Raw genomic sequence first — 16981 nt, 5'->3', positions numbered from 1 at the left:
GGGACCCGTCAGGCCTGCGGCGGGTCGTGCTTGATGACGGTGGTGCCGTCGGGCTCGTCGGTGGGAGCGGCCGGCGGCTCGATGGGCCGCCACTGCTGCGCGGCGTAGTCCCAGCGCCACCCGTCCTGCTCGATGACCGGCAGATCCGCAGGTGCGACCTGGGCCTGGCCCGTCTGCTGGCCCGTCTGCTGGCCGGTCTGCGTCCAGCCGGCCTGGTTCTGAGCGGCCTGGGTCTGACCGGCCTGGGCCTGGCCCGGGGTGCCCGGGACCCCGACGCCGGGAGCGGCCGCGCCGGCGCCGCCCCAGCCCTGCTGGCCCCAGCCGGCGTACTCCGGGGTGCTACCGGCGCGCGACTTGGCCGGCAGCAGCAGGCCGGAGCCGGGGACCGGGTCGTCGACCCGGCCGAAGATCAGCGGGTAGGTGAGGCCGGCGACGGCCCCGCCGATGAGCGGCGCGAGGATGAACAGCCACAGCTGGCCGATCGCGTGGCCACCGGAGAAGAGCGCCGGGCCGATCGAGCGGGCGGGGTTCACCGAGGTGCCCGTGGCGGGGATGGCGACGAAGTGGATCGCCGCCAGCGTCAGGCCGATGGCCAGCGGAGCGGCCTGGCTGTAGGGGTTGCGCTCGTCGGTGGTGCCGAGGATGACCCAGACGAAGACGGCTGTCAGCACGAGCTCGAGCAGGAACGCCGCCCACCAGCCGTAGCCCCCGGTGCCGCCGAAGTGGTTCTGTCCCAGGCCCAGTCGGTGCGAGCTGTAGCCGTCGTACCCGTGGGCGAAGATCCACAGCGCCAGCGCGCCCACGATCGCGCCCACGATCTGGGCGACCGCGTAGTAGCCGGCGGTGACCCACGAGATCCGGCCACTCATGGCGGCGCCTGCCGAGACCGCCGGGTTGAAGTGGCCGCCGGAGACGCGGCCGAAGGCGTAGACGGCGATCACGATCGCGATGCCGAAGGCGAGGCCGACGGTGGTGATGAAGGCGATGTCGGCGTTGTTCTCCTGCTGGGCGGCCCAGATGGTGGCGAAGACCGCCGCACCGCAGCCGAACAGGACCAGGATGAAGGTGCCGAGGACCTCGGCCGCGAGCTTCTGCGTCAGCGTCGGCTCGGTGGTGCTGGTGGTGTCACGCACGATCTCTGCTGCGGTGGTGTTGGCGCCGCTGTCCGCGGTCATGTCCGAGCCCCCTCGTCGATACAGATGGTCCGATCACTTCTGCTGCCCGACGGGTGGCCGAGCATTTGGCACTCTAGCCCTTCCGGCCCACCGCGATCGGATGCGAAGGTGGGCGGTGCGCAGGCGTCAGGTATCTTGACGTCGAGAAAGAGTTCCGAGCCGAAGCAGGAGCCATGGCTGCCGACAACGCCAAGATCATCTACACCTACACCGACGAGGCGCCGCTGCTGGCGACGTACTCCTTCCTCCCGATCGTCGAGGCGTACGCCGCGAAGGCCGGCGTGGAGGTCGAGACTCGCGACATCTCCGTCGCCGCTCGCATCCTGGCGCAGTTCGGCCTGGCCGACGACGCGCTGACCGAGCTCGGCGAGCTGGCCAAGACCCCCGACGCCAACATCATCAAGCTGCCCAACATCTCGGCGTCGATCCCGCAGCTCAAGGCGGCCATCAAGGAGCTGCAGGGCCAGGGCTTCGCCGTCCCCGACTACCCGGACGCGCCGGCCACCGACGAGGAGCGGGAGATCCGCGCCAAGTTCGACAAGGTCAAGGGCTCGGCCGTCAACCCAGTGCTGCGCGAGGGCAACTCCGACAGGCGTGCGCCGCTGTCGGTGAAGAACTACGCGAAGACCCACCCGCACCGCAACAAGGCGTTCGCCGAGGGTTCCCAGACCAACGTCGCGACGATGGGGGAGCACGACTTCAAGTCGAACGAGAAGTCCGTCACCGTCGCCGCCGACGACACGCTCTCGATCGTGCTCGAGACGGAGTCCGGCGAGACCCGGGTGCTCAAGGGCGGCCTGAAGGTCCTCGCCGGCGAGATCGTCGATGCCACCAAGATGGAGGCCGCCCACCTGCAGGCCTTCCTGGTCAACGCCGTGGCCGAGGCCAAGGCGCAGGACGTGCTCTTCTCGGTCCACCTCAAGGCCACGATGATGAAGGTCTCCGACCCGATCATCTTCGGCCACGTGGTGAAGGCCTTCTTCAAGGACGTCTTCGCCCGGTACGGCGACGACCTGGCAGCGGCGGGCCTGTCCGCGAACGACGGCCTGGGCTCGATCCTGGCCGGGCTGGACAAGCTCGCCAACGGCGCCGAGATCAAGGCCGCCTTCGAGTCGGCTCTGGCGAGCGGCCCGAAGCTGTCCTACGTCAACTCCGACAAGGGCATCACCAACCTGCACGTCCCCTCGGACGTCATCGTGGACGCCTCGATGCCGGCCCTGGTCCGCAACGGCGGCAAGCTGTGGGGGGCCGACGGCGGCGAGGCCGACACGCTGGCTGTCATCCCGGACAGCTCGTACGCCGGCGTCTACCAGACGGTGATCGAGGACGTGAAGGCCCACGGCCCGCTCGACCCGGCCACCATCGGCACCGTGCCGAACGTCGGGCTGATGGCGCAGGCGGCCGAGGAGTACGGCAGCCACGACAAGACCTTCGAGATCCCGGCGGACGGCACCGTGCGGGTGCTCGGCTCCCACGGCGAGGTGCTCATCGAGCACGACGTCCAGGCCGGTGACATCTGGCGGGCCTGCCAGACCAAGGACATCCCGGTCCAGGACTGGGTGAAGCTGGCCGTCGACCGGGCGCGGGCCTCGCAGACCCCGGCGATCTTCTGGCTCGACGAGACCCGGGCGCACGACGCCGAGATCATCAAGAAGGTCCTCACCTACCTGCCCCAGCACGACACCGAGGGTCTCGACATCAAGATCCTGGCCCCGTCGCTGGCCACGGCGTACTCGCTGGAGCGGATGCGCAAGGGCGAGGACACCATCTCGGTGACCGGCAACGTGCTGCGCGACTACAACACCGACCTGTTCCCGATCCTCGAGGTCGGCACGTCGGCCAAGATGCTCTCGATCGTCCCGCTGATCGCCGGCGGCGGCCTCTTCGAGACCGGCGCCGGCGGCTCGGCGCCCAAGCACGTCCAGCAGCTGGTCGAGGAGAACTACCTGCGCTGGGACTCCCTGGGCGAGTTCTTCGCCCTCGTCCCCTCGCTGGAGAAGTACGCCGAGCAGGCCGGCCGGCCGGCGGCGAAGGTGCTCGCCGACGCACTCGACCGCGCCACCGGCACCTTCCTCAACGAGGACCGCTCGCCGGGCCGCAAGCTCGGCACGATCGACAACCGCGGCTCGCACTTCTACCTGGCCCTGTACTGGGCGCAGGAGCTGGCCGCGCAGACCGAGGACCCCGAGCTGGCGGCCGCGTTCAAGCCGCTCGCGGAGAAGCTGACCGCAGCGGAGGGCGCCATCGTCGAGGAGCTCCTGGCCGCTCAGGGCAAGCCGGCCGACATCGGTGGTTACTACCACCCGGACGCCGAGAAGACCGCCGCGGTGATGCGGCCCTCGGCCACGCTCAACGAGGCCATCGCCTCGTTCTGAGCCCGACGTCCTCGGTGCCCCGGTCGTTCTCGGCCGGGGCACCGGTGATCTCCGGCGGCTCGGCGCTCAGCCGTAGACGCCGAGGAAGCAGTGCGCCGCGGCGTCCACGATCTCCTCCGCGCTGGCCTCCAGGCTGCCGTCGAGCCAGGCCGTGATGAGCTCGGCCATCCCGCCGATGAACAGCAGACCGGCGAACTCGTCGGCCCGCGCCCCTCGCCCGGAAGGCAGGCCGAGGTGGGTGCGGGCCTCCTCGGTGGAGCGGTGCGCCAGGTAGCGCAGGAGGTCCGTACGCCGCTGGCGCAGCGCGGGGACGGCGGCGGCCTCGATGATCGCGACCCTGCCCTTGCGGGGGTCGTCGACCAGCAGCTGCACGAACGCCCGGACGGTGGCGTGCACCCGGCCCGCGGGCTCCTCGCCGGCCGCGTCGGCGGCGTCGGCGGCCGCCAGGGTGACCCGTTCGATCTCCGCGGCGACCCCGTCCAGCACCGCCAACAGGGCCTCGTCGAGGCCGCGGAAGCTCTCGTAGAAGTAGCGCTCGGTGAGCCCTGCTTCGGCACACACGGCCGTCATCGTCGTCCGGGTCGCCGGATCCGCCCACACCGCCAGCGTCGCCTCCAGGAGTCGCTGCCGCCTCTCCGCGGCTCGCTGCTCGGCGCTCATCCCGCGGTAGACCCCCGTCTGCCCAGCCATGCCACCCAGCCTCTCAGCAGATTGGTGCCGCGACAAGGTTGACAGGGCATCCTTCCTGAATGAGGCTGAGCATGACGCAGGTCACATCCGGTCCAGCCGCAGCCAACGAGGTACAGCGATGACGATCCAGGCCACCCGACCCGACCGAGGACGCGCGCAGGCCCGTCCGGACTCCGCCGAGGCGCGCCCGCTGCCGCCGCTCATCCCCGCCGACAGGGGGCTGCCGGTACTGGGCCGGATCCTCGACTACGCCAAGGACCCGATGGGTCTGATGCGGCACCAGTGGGAGACCTACGGCCCCGTCTCGCCGTTCAACTCCCTCGGTGAGACAGGCGCCATGGTGCTCGGTCCGGACGCGTGCGCCGAGGTGCTGCAGAACAAGGACAAGGCGTTCGCCAACGGCTGGCGCAAGATCGTCGGCCCGTTCTTCAACGGTGGTCTCATGCTCATCGACTTCGACGAGCACCACGTCCATCGGCGGATCATGCAGGAGGCGTTCACCCGGCCCCGGCTGGAGAGCTACACCGCGCACATGCAGCCGGCGATCGCCGCCGGCATGGCCGACTGGGGCGACGACGGATCGTTCAAGTCCTACTGGCGTCTGAAGCAACTCACCCTCGACATCGCCGCCGACATCTTCATGGGCGGTGCGGCCGATACCAGTCGCGCCGAGATGGATCGGGTCAACAAGGCCTTCATCGCCTGCGTCCAGGCGGCGTCGGGCATCGTCCGCGCCGACGTGCCGATGACGCGCTGGGGGCGGGCCTTCCGGGGGCGCCGGGTGCTCGAGGAGTTCCTGCGGCACTACCTCCCGGCCAAGCGCGCCACCGCCACCGACGACATCTTCTCGGTGCTGTGCCACATCGAGACCGACGAGGGTGAGCGGTTCAGCGACCAGGACGTGGTCAACCACATGATCTTCCTGATGATGGCGGCACACGACACCTCGACCATCACCACCTCCACGATGATCCAGCTGCTCGGCCAGCACCCGGCCTGGCAGGAGCGCTGCCGGGCCGAGTCGCTCGCGCTGGGGGACGCCCCGACGATGTCGGAGCTGGAGGGTCTGGCCGCGCTCGACCTGGTGATGAAGGAGGCGCTGCGGCTGCACGCGCCGGTGCCGGTGCTGATGCGGCACACCGTCAAGGACACCGTCGTACAGGGCGTGCGGATCCCGGCCGGGTCGGACACGCTCGTCGGCGTCCAGTTCTCCCACCTGATGGAGGACTACTGGACCAATCCGATGGTCTTCGACCCCGAGCGCTTCTCCGACGTACGCCGCGAGGACCGCTCGCACCGGTTCGCCTGGGAGCCCTTCGGCGGCGGGGTGCACAAGTGCATCGGGCTCTACTTCGGCGGCCTGGAGGTCAAGTCGATCATGCACCGGCTACTGCGGACCTACCACTGGAGCGTCTCGCCGGGCTACCAGCCGCCGATGGACAACCACTCGCTGCCGTTCCCCAAGGACGGTCGCCCGATCACGCTCGTCCGGAACTGAGGTCCGGCCATGACCGCCACGCTGCCCGATGCGGGCGTGCGACCCGTCTGGATCACCGACGCCAAGGTCGCCTCCTGGCTGCGCTGGGTGCACACGTCGGCCTCGGGTGGGTCCGAGACCGCGACCGCGCTGGCGCCGTACGACGCGCTGCCGACGGTGCCGGTGCCGATGAGCACGGTGGCCGACGTGCAGGCCGCCGCGAGTGCCGCCCGCGCCGCCCGACCGGCCTGGGCGGAGCTGCCGTACCGCGCCCGTGCGGAGGTGATGCTGCGCTTCCACGATCTGTTGCTGGAGCGCCAGGACGAGGTGATGGACCTGATCCAGTGGGAGATGGGCAAGGCCCGCTTCCATGCCTGGCAGGAGGTGCTGCAGGTGGCGAACCTGACCCGGCACTACGCCCGGCACGGCCAGGCCTACCTGGAGACCAGGAGGGTCCGGTCGGTGATTCCGTTGGTCACCAGCGCCAAGGAGGTGCGGGTGCCCAAGGGCGTCGTCGGGTTCATCTCGCCGTGGAACTACCCCTTCTACCTCGGCGTCGGCGACGTCGTGCCGGCGCTGCTGGCCGGCAACACCGCCCTGGGGAAGACCGATCCGCAGACACCGCTGACGCTGCTGTGGGCGCGGGCGCTGCTCGCCGAGGCCGGCCTGCCCGAGCACGTGTGGGAGGTGGTCGCCGGCGACGGCCCCACGCTGGGCCGGGCGCTGATCGACGAGGTCGACTACCTCTGCTTCACCGGGTCGACCGCCACCGGCCGGGTCGTCGCCCAGCAGGCGGCCGGGCGGTTGATCGGTGCCTCGCTGGAGCTCGGCGGCAAGAACCCACTCATCGTCCGGGCTGACGCCCGCCTCGACGTCGCCGCACGCGGCACGGTGGAGGCGGCGTTCGCCAACACCGGGCAGATGTGCATCCACATCGAGCGGGTCATCGTGCACGAGGACGTCTACGACGCATTCGTCGCGGCGCTCCTGACCGCCACGCGCACCCGACGCCTCGGGCAGTCCTTCGACTTCGGCCACGACATCGGTTCGCTGGCCTCGCAGGCGCAGCTGGACAAGGTGAGCGCGCACGTGGACGACGCCGTCGCGAAGGGCGCCACCGTGCTGGCCGGCGGTCGGGCCCGTCCCGACCTCGGGCCCTACGTCTACGAGCCGACGGTGCTGGCCGGCGTCACCGACGAGATGGACCTGTGCCTGGGGGAGACCTTCGGTCCGGTGGTCGCGCTCTACCGCGTGCGCGACGACGAGGAGGCGATCGCCGTCGCGAACCGGGGCCGGCAGGGGCTCTCGGCCAGCATCTTCAGCAAGGACATCGGCGGCGCCGAGAGGCTTGCGGCACGGATCCGGGCCGGGTCGGTGAACATCAACGACGGCGCGTCGCTGGCGGCCGGCTCCATCGAGGCCGGCATGGGTGGGATGGGCGAGAGCGGTCTGGGCCGCCGGCACGGGTCGGAGGGGATCAAGCGGTTCACCGAGTCCCAGACGGTCGTCTCCTCCCGGGTCGGCCCGGTCGGACCACCGCCGAGGGTGTCGGTGGAGAGGTTCGTCGCGATCGGGAACGGCCAGCTCAGGCTGCTGCGCCGGCTGGGGGTCAGGTGAACGACACGACGGACGGACGAGTGGAAGGTGGCATCGTGACAGCAGGCGACGACCGGCCGGGGGAGCACAACCTGGCGCTGTTGGCACAGCGGAGCTTCGAGCGGCTCGGTGACTACGACTCGCTCCACTTCGAGGGAACGTGGCACACCTCGGGTCAGATCCACGACCGCTCCACCCGGGTGGCCGAGGGGCTGCGCGCGCTCGGTATCGAGCCGGGGGACCGGGTCGTGGTGCTGACGATGAACACCCCGGAGGTGTTCGTCTCCTATCGGGCGATCTGGCGGGTCGGGGCGGTGGTCACCCCGGTGATCTTCCTGCAGACGCCACCGGAGCTGCGGCACATCCTGGAGGACTCCGGCGCGAAGGCGGCGATCCTCACTCCCGAGCTGCTGCAGCTGTTCCGGGCGGCGAGCGAGGGGCTCGCCATCACCGCCATCGTGGTCGACGGCGACGGTGCGGACGCCACGACGCCGTACGCCCGCCTGGAGGAGGCCGAGCCCGGGCCGATCGCGCCGCGGGCGGACGACGATCTCGCCGCGCTCCTCTACACCGGCGGTACGACGGGGCGCGCCAAGGGCGTCATGCTCTCCCACCGCAATCTGTGGGAGGCCGGGCGGGGCATGGACGCCGTGGCCCGGTCGACCGGCTCCACCCGGACGCTGCTGGCGCTGCCGCTCTCGCACGCCTTCGGGCTCAACGTGCTCGTGGCGGGACTGCACGCCGACGAGCGGCCCGTCTCGGTGATGCAGCGCTGGTTCGACGCGCGGGGGTGGTTGGAGCTGGTCCAGGAGCACCGCGTGCAGAGCGGTCCGGTGGTGCCCTCGATGATGCAGATGCTGCTCGACCAGCCCTATCAGGACTACGACCTGAGCTCGCTGATCTCCTTCGGCTGCGGCGGGGCGCCGCTGCTGCTCTCGCTGCGGGAGAAGGTGGAGAAGGCCCTCGGCGTGGCGATCCTGGAGGGCTACGGCTGCACCGAGACCAGTGCCATCGTGACCGCCTCGACCCTGGAGGAGAGCCGGGCCGGCAGCGTCGGGAAGCCGGCCGCCCACGCGGAGGTGCGGATCACGGGACCGGACGGGACGGTGCTGCCGGTCGGTGCGGAGGGCGAGATCTGCGTGCGCGGCGGCGGGGTGATGCTCGGCTACTGGCACGCTCCCGAGCTCACCGTGACGGTGATCCGCGACGGCTGGCTGCACACCGGCGACGTCGGCCGGCTCGACGAGGACGGCTACCTTTACGTGGTGGATCGGGTCAAGGACCTCATCATCCGCGGCGGCTTCAACGTCTACCCGCGCGACGTCGAGGACGTCCTGGTCGAGCACCCCGCGGTGGCATCGGCGGCCTGCGTCGGTAGGCCCGACCCGGAGAGCGGCGAGGAGGTCGTCGCCGTGGTCCAGCTGCACCCCGGCGCGTCGGCTCGGCCGGAGGAGCTGATCGCGTTCGCCCGGGAGCGGATGGCCCGGCACAAGTACCCGCGCGAGGTGCGCGTCGTCGACGCCGTACCGCTGACCAGTGTGGGGAAGATCAATCGCAAGGCGGTGCGCGACCTGATCCGCTGAGTCGATTCCGGGCGGGCTCGGCCCGAAGATCCTCTCCGACGTCGGCGCTCGCGGTCCCGGATCGACAGCGCTGACCGATATCGAGAGGAAATCCGTCGGCCGTCGGGCCTAGGGTCGACCTGACATGACCGAGACGCTCACCGCCCCCTCCGCCCGGTCCTCGCAGGTCGTTCCGCCCTCCGAGGATCCTGCCCGTCACGTCGATTGGCGACGGATGCGCAACCCCGTCGCCGGGATCGCCCTGGTCGCGCTCGCCATCGCAGCGCTGAGCCAGGCGCTCGGCACGGTCGTGGCCGGTCGGCTCGTCGACGGCCCGACCGGCCGGCTGGTGGAGCTGCTGGCGCTCCTCGTGGTCGGCGGCGCGCTCCTCGACACCGCCGGCCGGATCGCCTGGGCCGGCGTCGTGGACCGGGCCGAGGGCCGGCTGCGGGGCGACCTGCTCGACGCGGCGCTGCACCAGCCGCTGGCCGAGCTCACCGAGCAGGCGGTGGGCGAGATCCTCGACCGGGTCGACGACGACACGCACGAGGTCGGCACCCTGCTGCGGATGCAGCTGTGGATGGCCATGCGCACGGCGTTCGGGATCGTGCCGATGTGGATCGTGGCCGGCGTGAGCTGGTGGCCCGCGTGGCTGCTCTTCCCGGCCGTTGGTGCGGTGGTCGTGGTCGTGATGCGGCCGTTCCTGATCGAGATCTCCCGCCGCAAGGTGGTCGAGGAGGCCGCCTGGACCGACCACGCGGCAGTGCTCGAGGAGGGCATCGCCGGGCGGGACGACCTGCGCACCAGCCTCGGTCAGGCCTTCGCCGTACGGCGCCTCGCGCAGCTCTCCGCCACGGTGCACGCACGCTTCGGCGAGGTCGTCTCCGTGGAGGCGCGGCTGGCCACCCGCGCCGGCCTGCTGCTCAACGGCCTGCTGATCATCATCGCCGTCAGCGGTGTGGCACTGGTCGGCGGCGGCCACCTCGACGTCGCGCGCCTGGTCACGCTCTTCCTGGTCACCACCAGCTTCGTCGGCCAGATCAACCAGCTCGCCCACCAGCTGCCGGACATCCAGGCCGGCCTCGGCGCTGTCATCCGGCTGCGCCAGATGCTCGCCGTGGAGGCCGAGCCGAGGGGCGGGGAGCCGGTCCCGGCGGGTCGGCTCGACCTGGCGATCCGGCACCTGGACTTCTCCTACGCCGAGGGTGCGTTCGGGCTGCGCGACGTCACCCTCGAGGTCGAGGCCGGGCACACGGTCGCGCTCGTGGGCCGGACCGGATCCGGCAAGTCGACACTCGCCTCGCTGCTCTCCCGCGCTGTCGAGCCCCCGGCCGGCACGGTCTTCCTCGGCGGTGCCGACATCACCACCCTGGACCTGCACGAGCTGCGCGCCCGGGTGGGCGTGGTCACCCAGCGCACCGAGATCCTGGCCGGGACGCTGGCCGAGAACATCACGCTCTTCGCCGCCACCCCGCGCGCTGAGATCGAGGCGGCCGTGGCCGAGCTCGGTCTGGCCGGGTGGGTGGCCGGTCTGCCGAACGGGCTGGACACGCTGCTCGGCCCCGGCGGCACCAGCCTGTCGGCGGGCGAGGAGCAGCTGGTCGCCTTCGCCCGGCTGCTGGTGCGCGACGTCCAGGTGGTCGTCCTGGACGAGGCCACCGCCCGGATGGACCCGCTCACCGAGAGCCGGGTGGTCGCGGCCGCCGACCGGCTGCTGGCGCATCGCACCGGGGTGCTCGTGGCCCACCGGCTCTCCACCATCGAGCGCGCCGAGATGGTCGCCGTGCTCGACCACGGACGGGTCATCCAGCAGGGCCTGCGCGACGAGCTCGCCGCCGTCGACGGGCCGTTCCGCCGGCTGCTGGCGGCCAGCGCCACCGAGGACTTCGACGCGGCCGAGCAGATCGTGGCGATCGAGCAGGGGGTCGGGCGGCCCGCGGCGCCCGAGGCCCTGGACACCGGCGTCGGCGGCCGTCGGCGTACGGGCGAGCCGCCGCAGCGGCCGGCCATCGCGCCCGGCCTCTCGCTGGCCCGCGGCACCTGGCGCGCGATGGTCATCAAGCCCTGGTGGGGGCTCTTCTCGGTGGTCGAGTTCCTCCTCGGCACGATCTTCGCCCCGCTCGGGGCGCTCACCGGCTTCGTCTGGGGCCGGATGGTGCAGGACCTCACCGACGGGCGCACGCCGAGCGGGATGACGGCTCTCCTGGTGCTCATGCTGGTCGTCGCCCCGGTCATCCTCGCCGATGCGTTCCGGCGTTACCCGCGCTGGTGGATCGAGGTGATGCTGCGGGTGCGGATGGCGGTCCTGGTCGGCCAGATCCGGCCGCGCCGCCTGCCGCGCACGCCTCCGGGCGAGGTGGTCGCCCGATCGATGGACGCCGACCGCCTGGCCCGCTACTCCGACCGTTGGATCGACTTCGCCAACGGCGTGCTCATCTCGGTGGTCACCATGGTCGCCGGCGGCACCTGGCTGGCGGGCGCGATCCTGCTGGCCGTGATGGCCAGCAGTGCGATCGCCTCCTCGATCGGCCGTCCCATCGCCGGCCGGTCGGCGGCCAGGTCCTCGACGGCCCGCGCCCGGTTCGGCCGCGCGGTGGTCTCGGCGGTGGAGTCGGCCCGGACCGTCAAGCTCGCCGGCCGGACGCCGCAGGTGCACGCGCACCTGCAGGAGGTCGACTCCGGCCGCGTCGAGGCCGCGGTCTTCGAGCACCGGATCCAGGCGCTCCTCGACGGCATCCCGATCGTGCTGGTCCAGGTCGGCGTCGTAGTGGCGTGGGCGTGCTTCCTCGGCGACGTGTGGGGGCTGGCGACGGCGCTGCTGGTGTCCAACGCCGTCAACGGGTTCGACTGGTTCGGCCGGGTCGCCGGTGCGGTGGTCACCGAGGCGCCCGGCGTCGCCGCCTGGCAGCGGGCGACCAGCCGGTTCGCCGGGGGTGGCGACATGATGAGCCTCGCGCCGGGGGTCGACCTGGTGACGGGTGCTGCCCCGGACCCGGACCGCCCTGGGCGCGAGCCGCTCGACGAGCTGCACCTGCGCGACCTGACCGTGGTGCACGACGACGGCACGGTGGGCGTCAGCGGGGTCGACCTCACCGTCCGCCGCGGCGAGCTGGTGCTGTTGCTCGGTCAGGTGGGCTCGGGCAAGTCCAGCCTGCTCTCCGCGCTGGCGGGTCTGCTCAGCCACACCGGGGAGATCCGGTGGAACGACGCCGCCGTGAGCGATACCGAGACCTTCCTGCGACCGGCACAGGTCGCCCATGTCGCCCAGGTCCCGCGGGTCCTGTCGGGGACGTTCCGCGACAACGTGGTGCTCGGCTTCGAGGGCGACCGCGACCTGGCCCGGCCGGTGGCCGACGCGCGCCTCGACAGCGATCTGCGCGAGGCAGGAGGGCCCGACGCGCTGGTCGGGCACCGCGGCGTCCGCCTCTCCGGGGGGCAGGTGCAGCGCCTGGCCCTCGCGCGGGCGCTCGCCGCCGACACCGAGCTGCTGCTGGCCGACGACGTCTCCAGCGCGCTGGACGCCGCCACCGAGATCGAGCTCTGGCAGGCCCTGCGCACCCGGCACACCACGGTCATCGGCGCCACCTCGAAGCGCGCGGCCCTGGCCCAGGCCGACCGTGTCGTGGTCCTCGTCGACGGCGAGGTGGCGGACGTCGGTCCGTGGCAGGAGCTTGCGGGCGAGTGGGCGCACCTGGCCGGCTGACCCCGAGACGTCACGTTCGGCGGGTCGACCGGTCACCTTTCGCGGGTCGAGTGACCACCGTTACCGGGAACCTCCGGAATAGGCCCCGAGCAGCCCGGGGTTGCAGACTGCTGTTCCCCCACCACCCTCAGAGAGCGAGCTCATGACCGTCAGCGCACCGACCTCCGAGGCGGTCGAGACCAGGACGCGCGGCTACCGCCTGGCCATCCTGGCGCTGGCCATCGGCGGCTTCGCGATCGGCACCACCGAGTTCCAGACGATGGGCATCCTGCCCGAGGTGGCCGACGGCGTCGGCGTCTCGGTGCCGCAGGCCGGCCACGTGATCTCGGCGTACGCCCTGGGCGTGGTGGTGGGCGTCCCCATCCTGGGGATGTTCGGTGCGACCCTGCCCCGCAAGGGCCTGTTGATGGGCCTGATGGCGGCGTACGGCGTCTTCAACCTGCTCAGCGCCGTGGCCTCGTCGTACGGGCTGCTGATGCTGGCCCGCTTCCTCGACGGCCTGCCGCACGGGGCCTACTTCGGTGTGGCCTCGCTGGTCGCCGCCGAGCTGGCCGACCCGCGTCACCGGGGTCGGGCGATCGCACGGGTGATGCTCGGGCTCTCCATCGCCAACGTGGTCGGCGTGCCGGCCAGCACCTGGCTCGGTGAGCACGGGGGCTGGCGGGCGCCGTACGTCGTCTCGGCGCTGCTCGCTGCCCTGACCGCGGCCATGATCTGGCGCTTCGTGCCCAGGGTCGCGCCCGCCGAGGGGTCGAGCGCGCGCGGCGAGGCGAGCTCGTTCTTCACGAACAAGCAGGTCTGGCTCACCATGGTGGCCGGCGCGCTGGGCTTCGGTGGCCTGTTCGCCACCTACTCCTACATCGCCAAGACCGTCACCACGGTCGCGCACCTCTCGAACGACTGGACGCCGGTCTTCGTCCTGGGCTACGGCCTCGGCATGGTGGTCGGCACCTGGCTGGCCGGCGAGCTGGTGCGCTGGTCCGTGCTGCGCACGCTGGTGCTGTTCAGTGCCGCGAGCATCGTGATGATGCTGATCTTCTGGCTGGTCGCTCCGGTCGGATGGTTGCTGTGGCCGGTCGCCTTCGTGGTCGCCCTGGTCGGCTCGGTGGTCGCCACCTCGATGCAGGTGCGCCTGATGGACGTGGCCGGCGACGCCGTGACGCTCGGCGCCGCGATGATGCATGCAGCGCTCAACGTCGCCAACGCGCTGGGCGCCTGGATCGGCGGGGTGGTCATCGACGCCGGCTACAGCTACCGCGCGCCGGCGCTGGCGGGGGCCGGGCTGGCGGTGGTCGGCGTCGCGATCCTGATGGCGAGTGTGTCGGCGCATCGCACTGCTGTCAGGGCGGCCCTGACAGAATGACGCCGGCTGCGAGAACGGCCCCGTCGTACTGACACAATGGGGGCATGTCCGACAGCACCGCCCCCGCCACGCGGCCGCGGGTCCTCTCCGGGATCCAGCCGACCGCGGACAGCTATCACCTCGGCAACTACCTCGGTGCCGTGCGTAACTGGGCGGACCTGCAGGAGGGCTACGAGCCGTTCTTCTTCATCGCCGACCTGCACGCGCTCACCGTCGAGCAGGACCCGAAGGTGCTGCGCCGGCGGACCCGGGTGGCGGCCGCGCAGCTGCTCGCGGCGGGCGTCGACCCCGAGCGCAGCGCGATCTTCGTGCAGTCCCACCTGCCCGAGCACGCCGAGCTCGGCTGGATCATGCAGTGCCTGACCGGCTTCGGCGAGGCGCGGCGGATGACGCAGTTCAAGGACAAGTCGGCCAAGGGTGGCGAGGGTGCCTCCAGCGTGGGCCTGTTCGCCTACCCGATGCTGATGGCGGCCGACATCCTGCTCTACCGGCCTGCCTACGTCCCGGTCGGTGAGGACCAGCGCCAGCACCTGGAGCTGACCCGCGACCTCGCGCAGCGGTTCAACAGCCGCTACAAGAAGACCTTCCGCGTCCCGGACCCGTACATCCTCAAGGAGACGGCGAAGATCTACGACCTGCAGGACCCGACCAGCAAGATGTCGAAGTCGGCGTCGAGCCCCAACGGCCTGATCGACATGCTGGACGATCCTGCGGTCAACGCGAAGAAGATCCGCTCGGCCGTGACGGACTCGGGCTCAGAGGTCCGCTTCGACGAGGCCGAGAAGCCCGGCGTCTCCAACCTCCTGCGGATCTATGCGGCGCTGACCGGCGCCGAGATCGCCACCCTGGAGGAGAAGTACGCCGGGCGCGGCTACGGCGACTTCAAGAAGGACCTGGCCGAGGTCGTGGTCGACTTCGTCACGCCGTTCCGCACCCGCACCCACGAGCTGCTCGCGGACGAGGCGTACCTCAACCAGGTCCTCGCCCAGGGCGCCGAGCGCGCCAGGGCGGTCGCCTCCCGGACGCTGGCAGACGTGTACGACCGCGTGGGCCTCGTGCCGGCCGGTCGCTAGGGTCGACTCGTGCGCACGATCGGCGTGGCCGTCCCGATCCCGGAGCCCTGGGGCAGTCGGCTCCAGCGCTACCGGGAGTCGATCGGCGACCCGATGGCCGAGCACATCCCGCCGCACATCACCCTGGTTCCGCCGGTCGACCTGGCGCCCAGCGTGGCCGCCGAGGTCGAGCGTCACCTCGGCGCGGCCGCCGAGGCTGTGACGCCGTTCACCGTGCATCTGCGCGGTACGGCGACGTTCCGCCCGCTCTCGCCGGTCGTCTTCGTCGCCCTGGCCGAGGGGATCTCGGGCTGCGAGCGCCTCGAGCACGAGGTCCGCAGCGGCCCGCTCGGGGTCGACCTCGCCTACCCGTACCACCCGCACGTGACGATCGCCCACGAGGTCGACGACGCCATCCTCGATCGGGCCTTCGCCGACCTGGCTGACTTCGAGGCGCGCTTCGAGGTGGAGTCGTTCGTGCTCTACGTGCACGACGACGTGGCCGGCTGGGTCCCGAGCAGGACCTTCCCCCTCCGGGCCGTCGTCACGCGCTGATGGCGAGCCTGAAGGATCGGATCACGGCGCGGATCGAGGAGGTCCGTGCCCGACGGCCGTGGGTCGACCACCTGGTGCGCATGCAGGAGCACTACGGCCGGGTCGGAGCCTCCCAGCAGGCCGGCGCGGCGACGTACTTCGCCTTCTTGTCGTTCTTCCCGATCATGGCACTGGCGTTCTTCGTCGTGGGCTGGGTGGCCAAGGTCTACCCGGACGCCCGGCAGGCGCTGCACCACGCCATCAACGACGTGCTGCCGGGCCTGGTCGGGTCCGGCACCGGGCAGATCTCGATGGGCCAGATCCAGGATGCGGCGGGCGCTGTCGGCGTCTTCGGGCTGGTGGGTCTGCTGTACGCCGGCCTCGGCTGGCTGTCCTCCCTCCAGTCGGCCCTCCTGGCCGTCTTCGGGACCCCTGCCCGCGAGCGGCCCAACTTCATCGTCGCCAAGCTCCGCGACCTCGCCACCCTGGTGGTGCTCGGTCTGGTGCTGCTCGTGGCGGTGGCGGTCACAGGCTTCGTCCGCGGCTTCTCCGCCGACGTCCTGGACGCGATCGGGATCTCCACCGGCCTCGACTGGCTGCTGGCCGTCCTGACGGTCGTGGTCGGCCTGGCCGCCAACGCGCTGCTGTTCTTCGCCATGTTCGTGCTGCTGGCCCATCCGGACCTGGAGCGCCGGTCGCTGTGGAAGGGCGCCGCCCTCGGCGCGGTCGGCTTCGAGATCCTCAAGCAGCTCTCCGGGCTGCTGCTGAACTCGGCCCGCGGACAGCCGGCGTTCCAGGCGTTCGGCATCGCGTTGATCCTGCTGGTGTGGATCAACTACTTCTCCCGGCTGACGCTCTACGCCGCCGCCTACGCGCTCACCTCGGAGGCTCCGAAGGTGGCGCCGGCGGCACCGGTGCAGGGGCCCTCGACACCGACGCTCGAGGTCGTCCCGCACGCGGGTACGGCGGCCTCCCCGGTCATCACCTTCGCCGCCGGGGCTGCCACGATGGCAGTGCTGGCCAGTCTGTTCGCGACCCTGAGGAGGAAGAAGTGAAGCTCGAGAAGCGCCACGGTGCGCTGCTGCTCGTCATCGGCATCTGGAACCTGGTGACGTGGTCCAACTTCGCCAAGAACCTGGCCAGGACGGCGCGGGATCCCGAGCAGAGCCGGCCGCGCCCGTACTACGTCGCGCACGCGGTGCTGATCGTGGTCAACGCTGTCATCGGGGGAGTGCTCGGGTCGCTCGGACTCAAGGCGCTACGCAACCGCTGACGCCGAGACGTCACCTTCTGCGGGCCGAGTGTCCGCGTGGACCGCTTGACCCTGCCCTGCGTCAGACGCGAGACGTCGGGCGCGTGCCACCGGCGACCGACGCCTGACCCGGTCGCAGCCGCCGCCGGGGTGCAGGAGGCGGCCGAGCGGGTCGCCGCAGCGGTGATGGCGGCGGGGGAGC

The 16981-nt window shown here is 71.5% G+C and carries 12 protein-coding genes; 10 read left to right on the top strand and 2 right to left on the bottom strand.

Annotation, left to right across the window (positions count from 1 at the left end):
* Positions 1-8 precede the first annotated feature (8 nt).
* On the bottom strand, positions 9-1175 hold the full coding sequence (locus P5P86_RS17460) for an MIP/aquaporin family protein (RefSeq protein ID WP_280608720.1): 1167 nt from the start codon (positions 1173-1175) through the stop codon (positions 9-11).
* A gap of 173 nt (positions 1176-1348) precedes the next feature.
* Here P5P86_RS17460 and P5P86_RS17455 point away from each other — a divergent pair, with 173 nt between their 5' ends.
* Positions 1349-3550: an NADP-dependent isocitrate dehydrogenase gene (locus P5P86_RS17455; RefSeq protein ID WP_280608719.1), complete on the top strand. Its 2202-nt coding sequence runs from the start codon at positions 1349-1351 to the stop codon at positions 3548-3550.
* A gap of 66 nt (positions 3551-3616) precedes the next feature.
* Here P5P86_RS17455 and P5P86_RS17450 read toward each other — a convergent pair whose 3' ends face one another.
* Positions 3617-4240 carry a TetR/AcrR family transcriptional regulator gene (locus P5P86_RS17450; protein ID WP_280608718.1) on the bottom strand — a complete coding sequence of 208 codons (624 nt, stop codon included), beginning with the start codon at positions 4238-4240 and terminating at the stop codon, positions 3617-3619.
* 118 nt (positions 4241-4358) lie between these two features.
* Between P5P86_RS17450 and P5P86_RS17445 the strand changes: the two genes are divergently transcribed.
* The 9 genes from P5P86_RS17445 (at position 4359) to P5P86_RS17405 (ending at position 16800) form a co-directional block, all read left to right on the top strand.
* A complete protein-coding gene (locus P5P86_RS17445) occupies positions 4359-5738 on the top strand; it encodes a cytochrome P450 (protein ID WP_280608717.1) in 1380 nt (459 codons plus the stop codon).
* Between the two features lie 9 nt (positions 5739-5747).
* Positions 5748-7334 (top strand): succinic semialdehyde dehydrogenase, encoded by a 1587-nt coding sequence (locus tag P5P86_RS17440; RefSeq protein WP_280608716.1) that lies wholly within the window; start codon positions 5748-5750, stop codon positions 7332-7334.
* Positions 7335-7369: 35 nt separating this feature from the next.
* On the top strand, positions 7370-8896 hold the full coding sequence (locus tag P5P86_RS17435) for a class I adenylate-forming enzyme family protein (protein WP_280608715.1): 1527 nt from the start codon (positions 7370-7372) through the stop codon (positions 8894-8896).
* A gap of 124 nt (positions 8897-9020) precedes the next feature.
* Positions 9021-12578, top strand: coding sequence for an ATP-binding cassette domain-containing protein (locus tag P5P86_RS17430; RefSeq protein WP_280608714.1), 3558 nt, complete (start codon positions 9021-9023; stop codon positions 12576-12578).
* A 142-nt stretch (positions 12579-12720) separates the two neighbouring features.
* Positions 12721-13941 carry an MFS transporter gene (locus P5P86_RS17425; protein WP_280608713.1) on the top strand — a complete coding sequence of 407 codons (1221 nt, stop codon included), beginning with the start codon at positions 12721-12723 and terminating at the stop codon, positions 13939-13941.
* Between the two features lie 44 nt (positions 13942-13985).
* Positions 13986-15014 (top strand): tryptophan--tRNA ligase, encoded by a 1029-nt coding sequence (gene trpS, locus P5P86_RS17420; RefSeq protein ID WP_280608712.1) that lies wholly within the window; start codon positions 13986-13988, stop codon positions 15012-15014.
* Between the two features lie 9 nt (positions 15015-15023).
* Positions 15024-15548, top strand: coding sequence for a 2'-5' RNA ligase family protein (locus P5P86_RS17415; protein ID WP_280608711.1), 525 nt, complete (start codon positions 15024-15026; stop codon positions 15546-15548).
* Positions 15548-16582, top strand: a complete 1035-nt coding sequence (locus P5P86_RS17410) for a YihY/virulence factor BrkB family protein (protein ID WP_280608710.1) — start codon at positions 15548-15550, stop codon at positions 16580-16582. The genes P5P86_RS17415 and P5P86_RS17410 overlap by 1 nt, the downstream gene beginning before the upstream one ends.
* Complete coding sequence (locus tag P5P86_RS17405; protein WP_280608709.1) at positions 16579-16800, top strand: SCO4848 family membrane protein; 222 nt, start codon at positions 16579-16581, stop codon at positions 16798-16800. The genes P5P86_RS17410 and P5P86_RS17405 overlap by 4 nt, the downstream gene beginning before the upstream one ends.
* Positions 16801-16981 lie beyond the last annotated feature (181 nt).

Source organism: Nocardioides sp. BP30, from assembly GCF_029873215.1.
Lineage (GTDB): Bacteria > Actinomycetota > Actinomycetes > Propionibacteriales > Nocardioidaceae > Nocardioides.
This window is presented reverse-complemented; position numbering and strand designations above follow the sequence as displayed.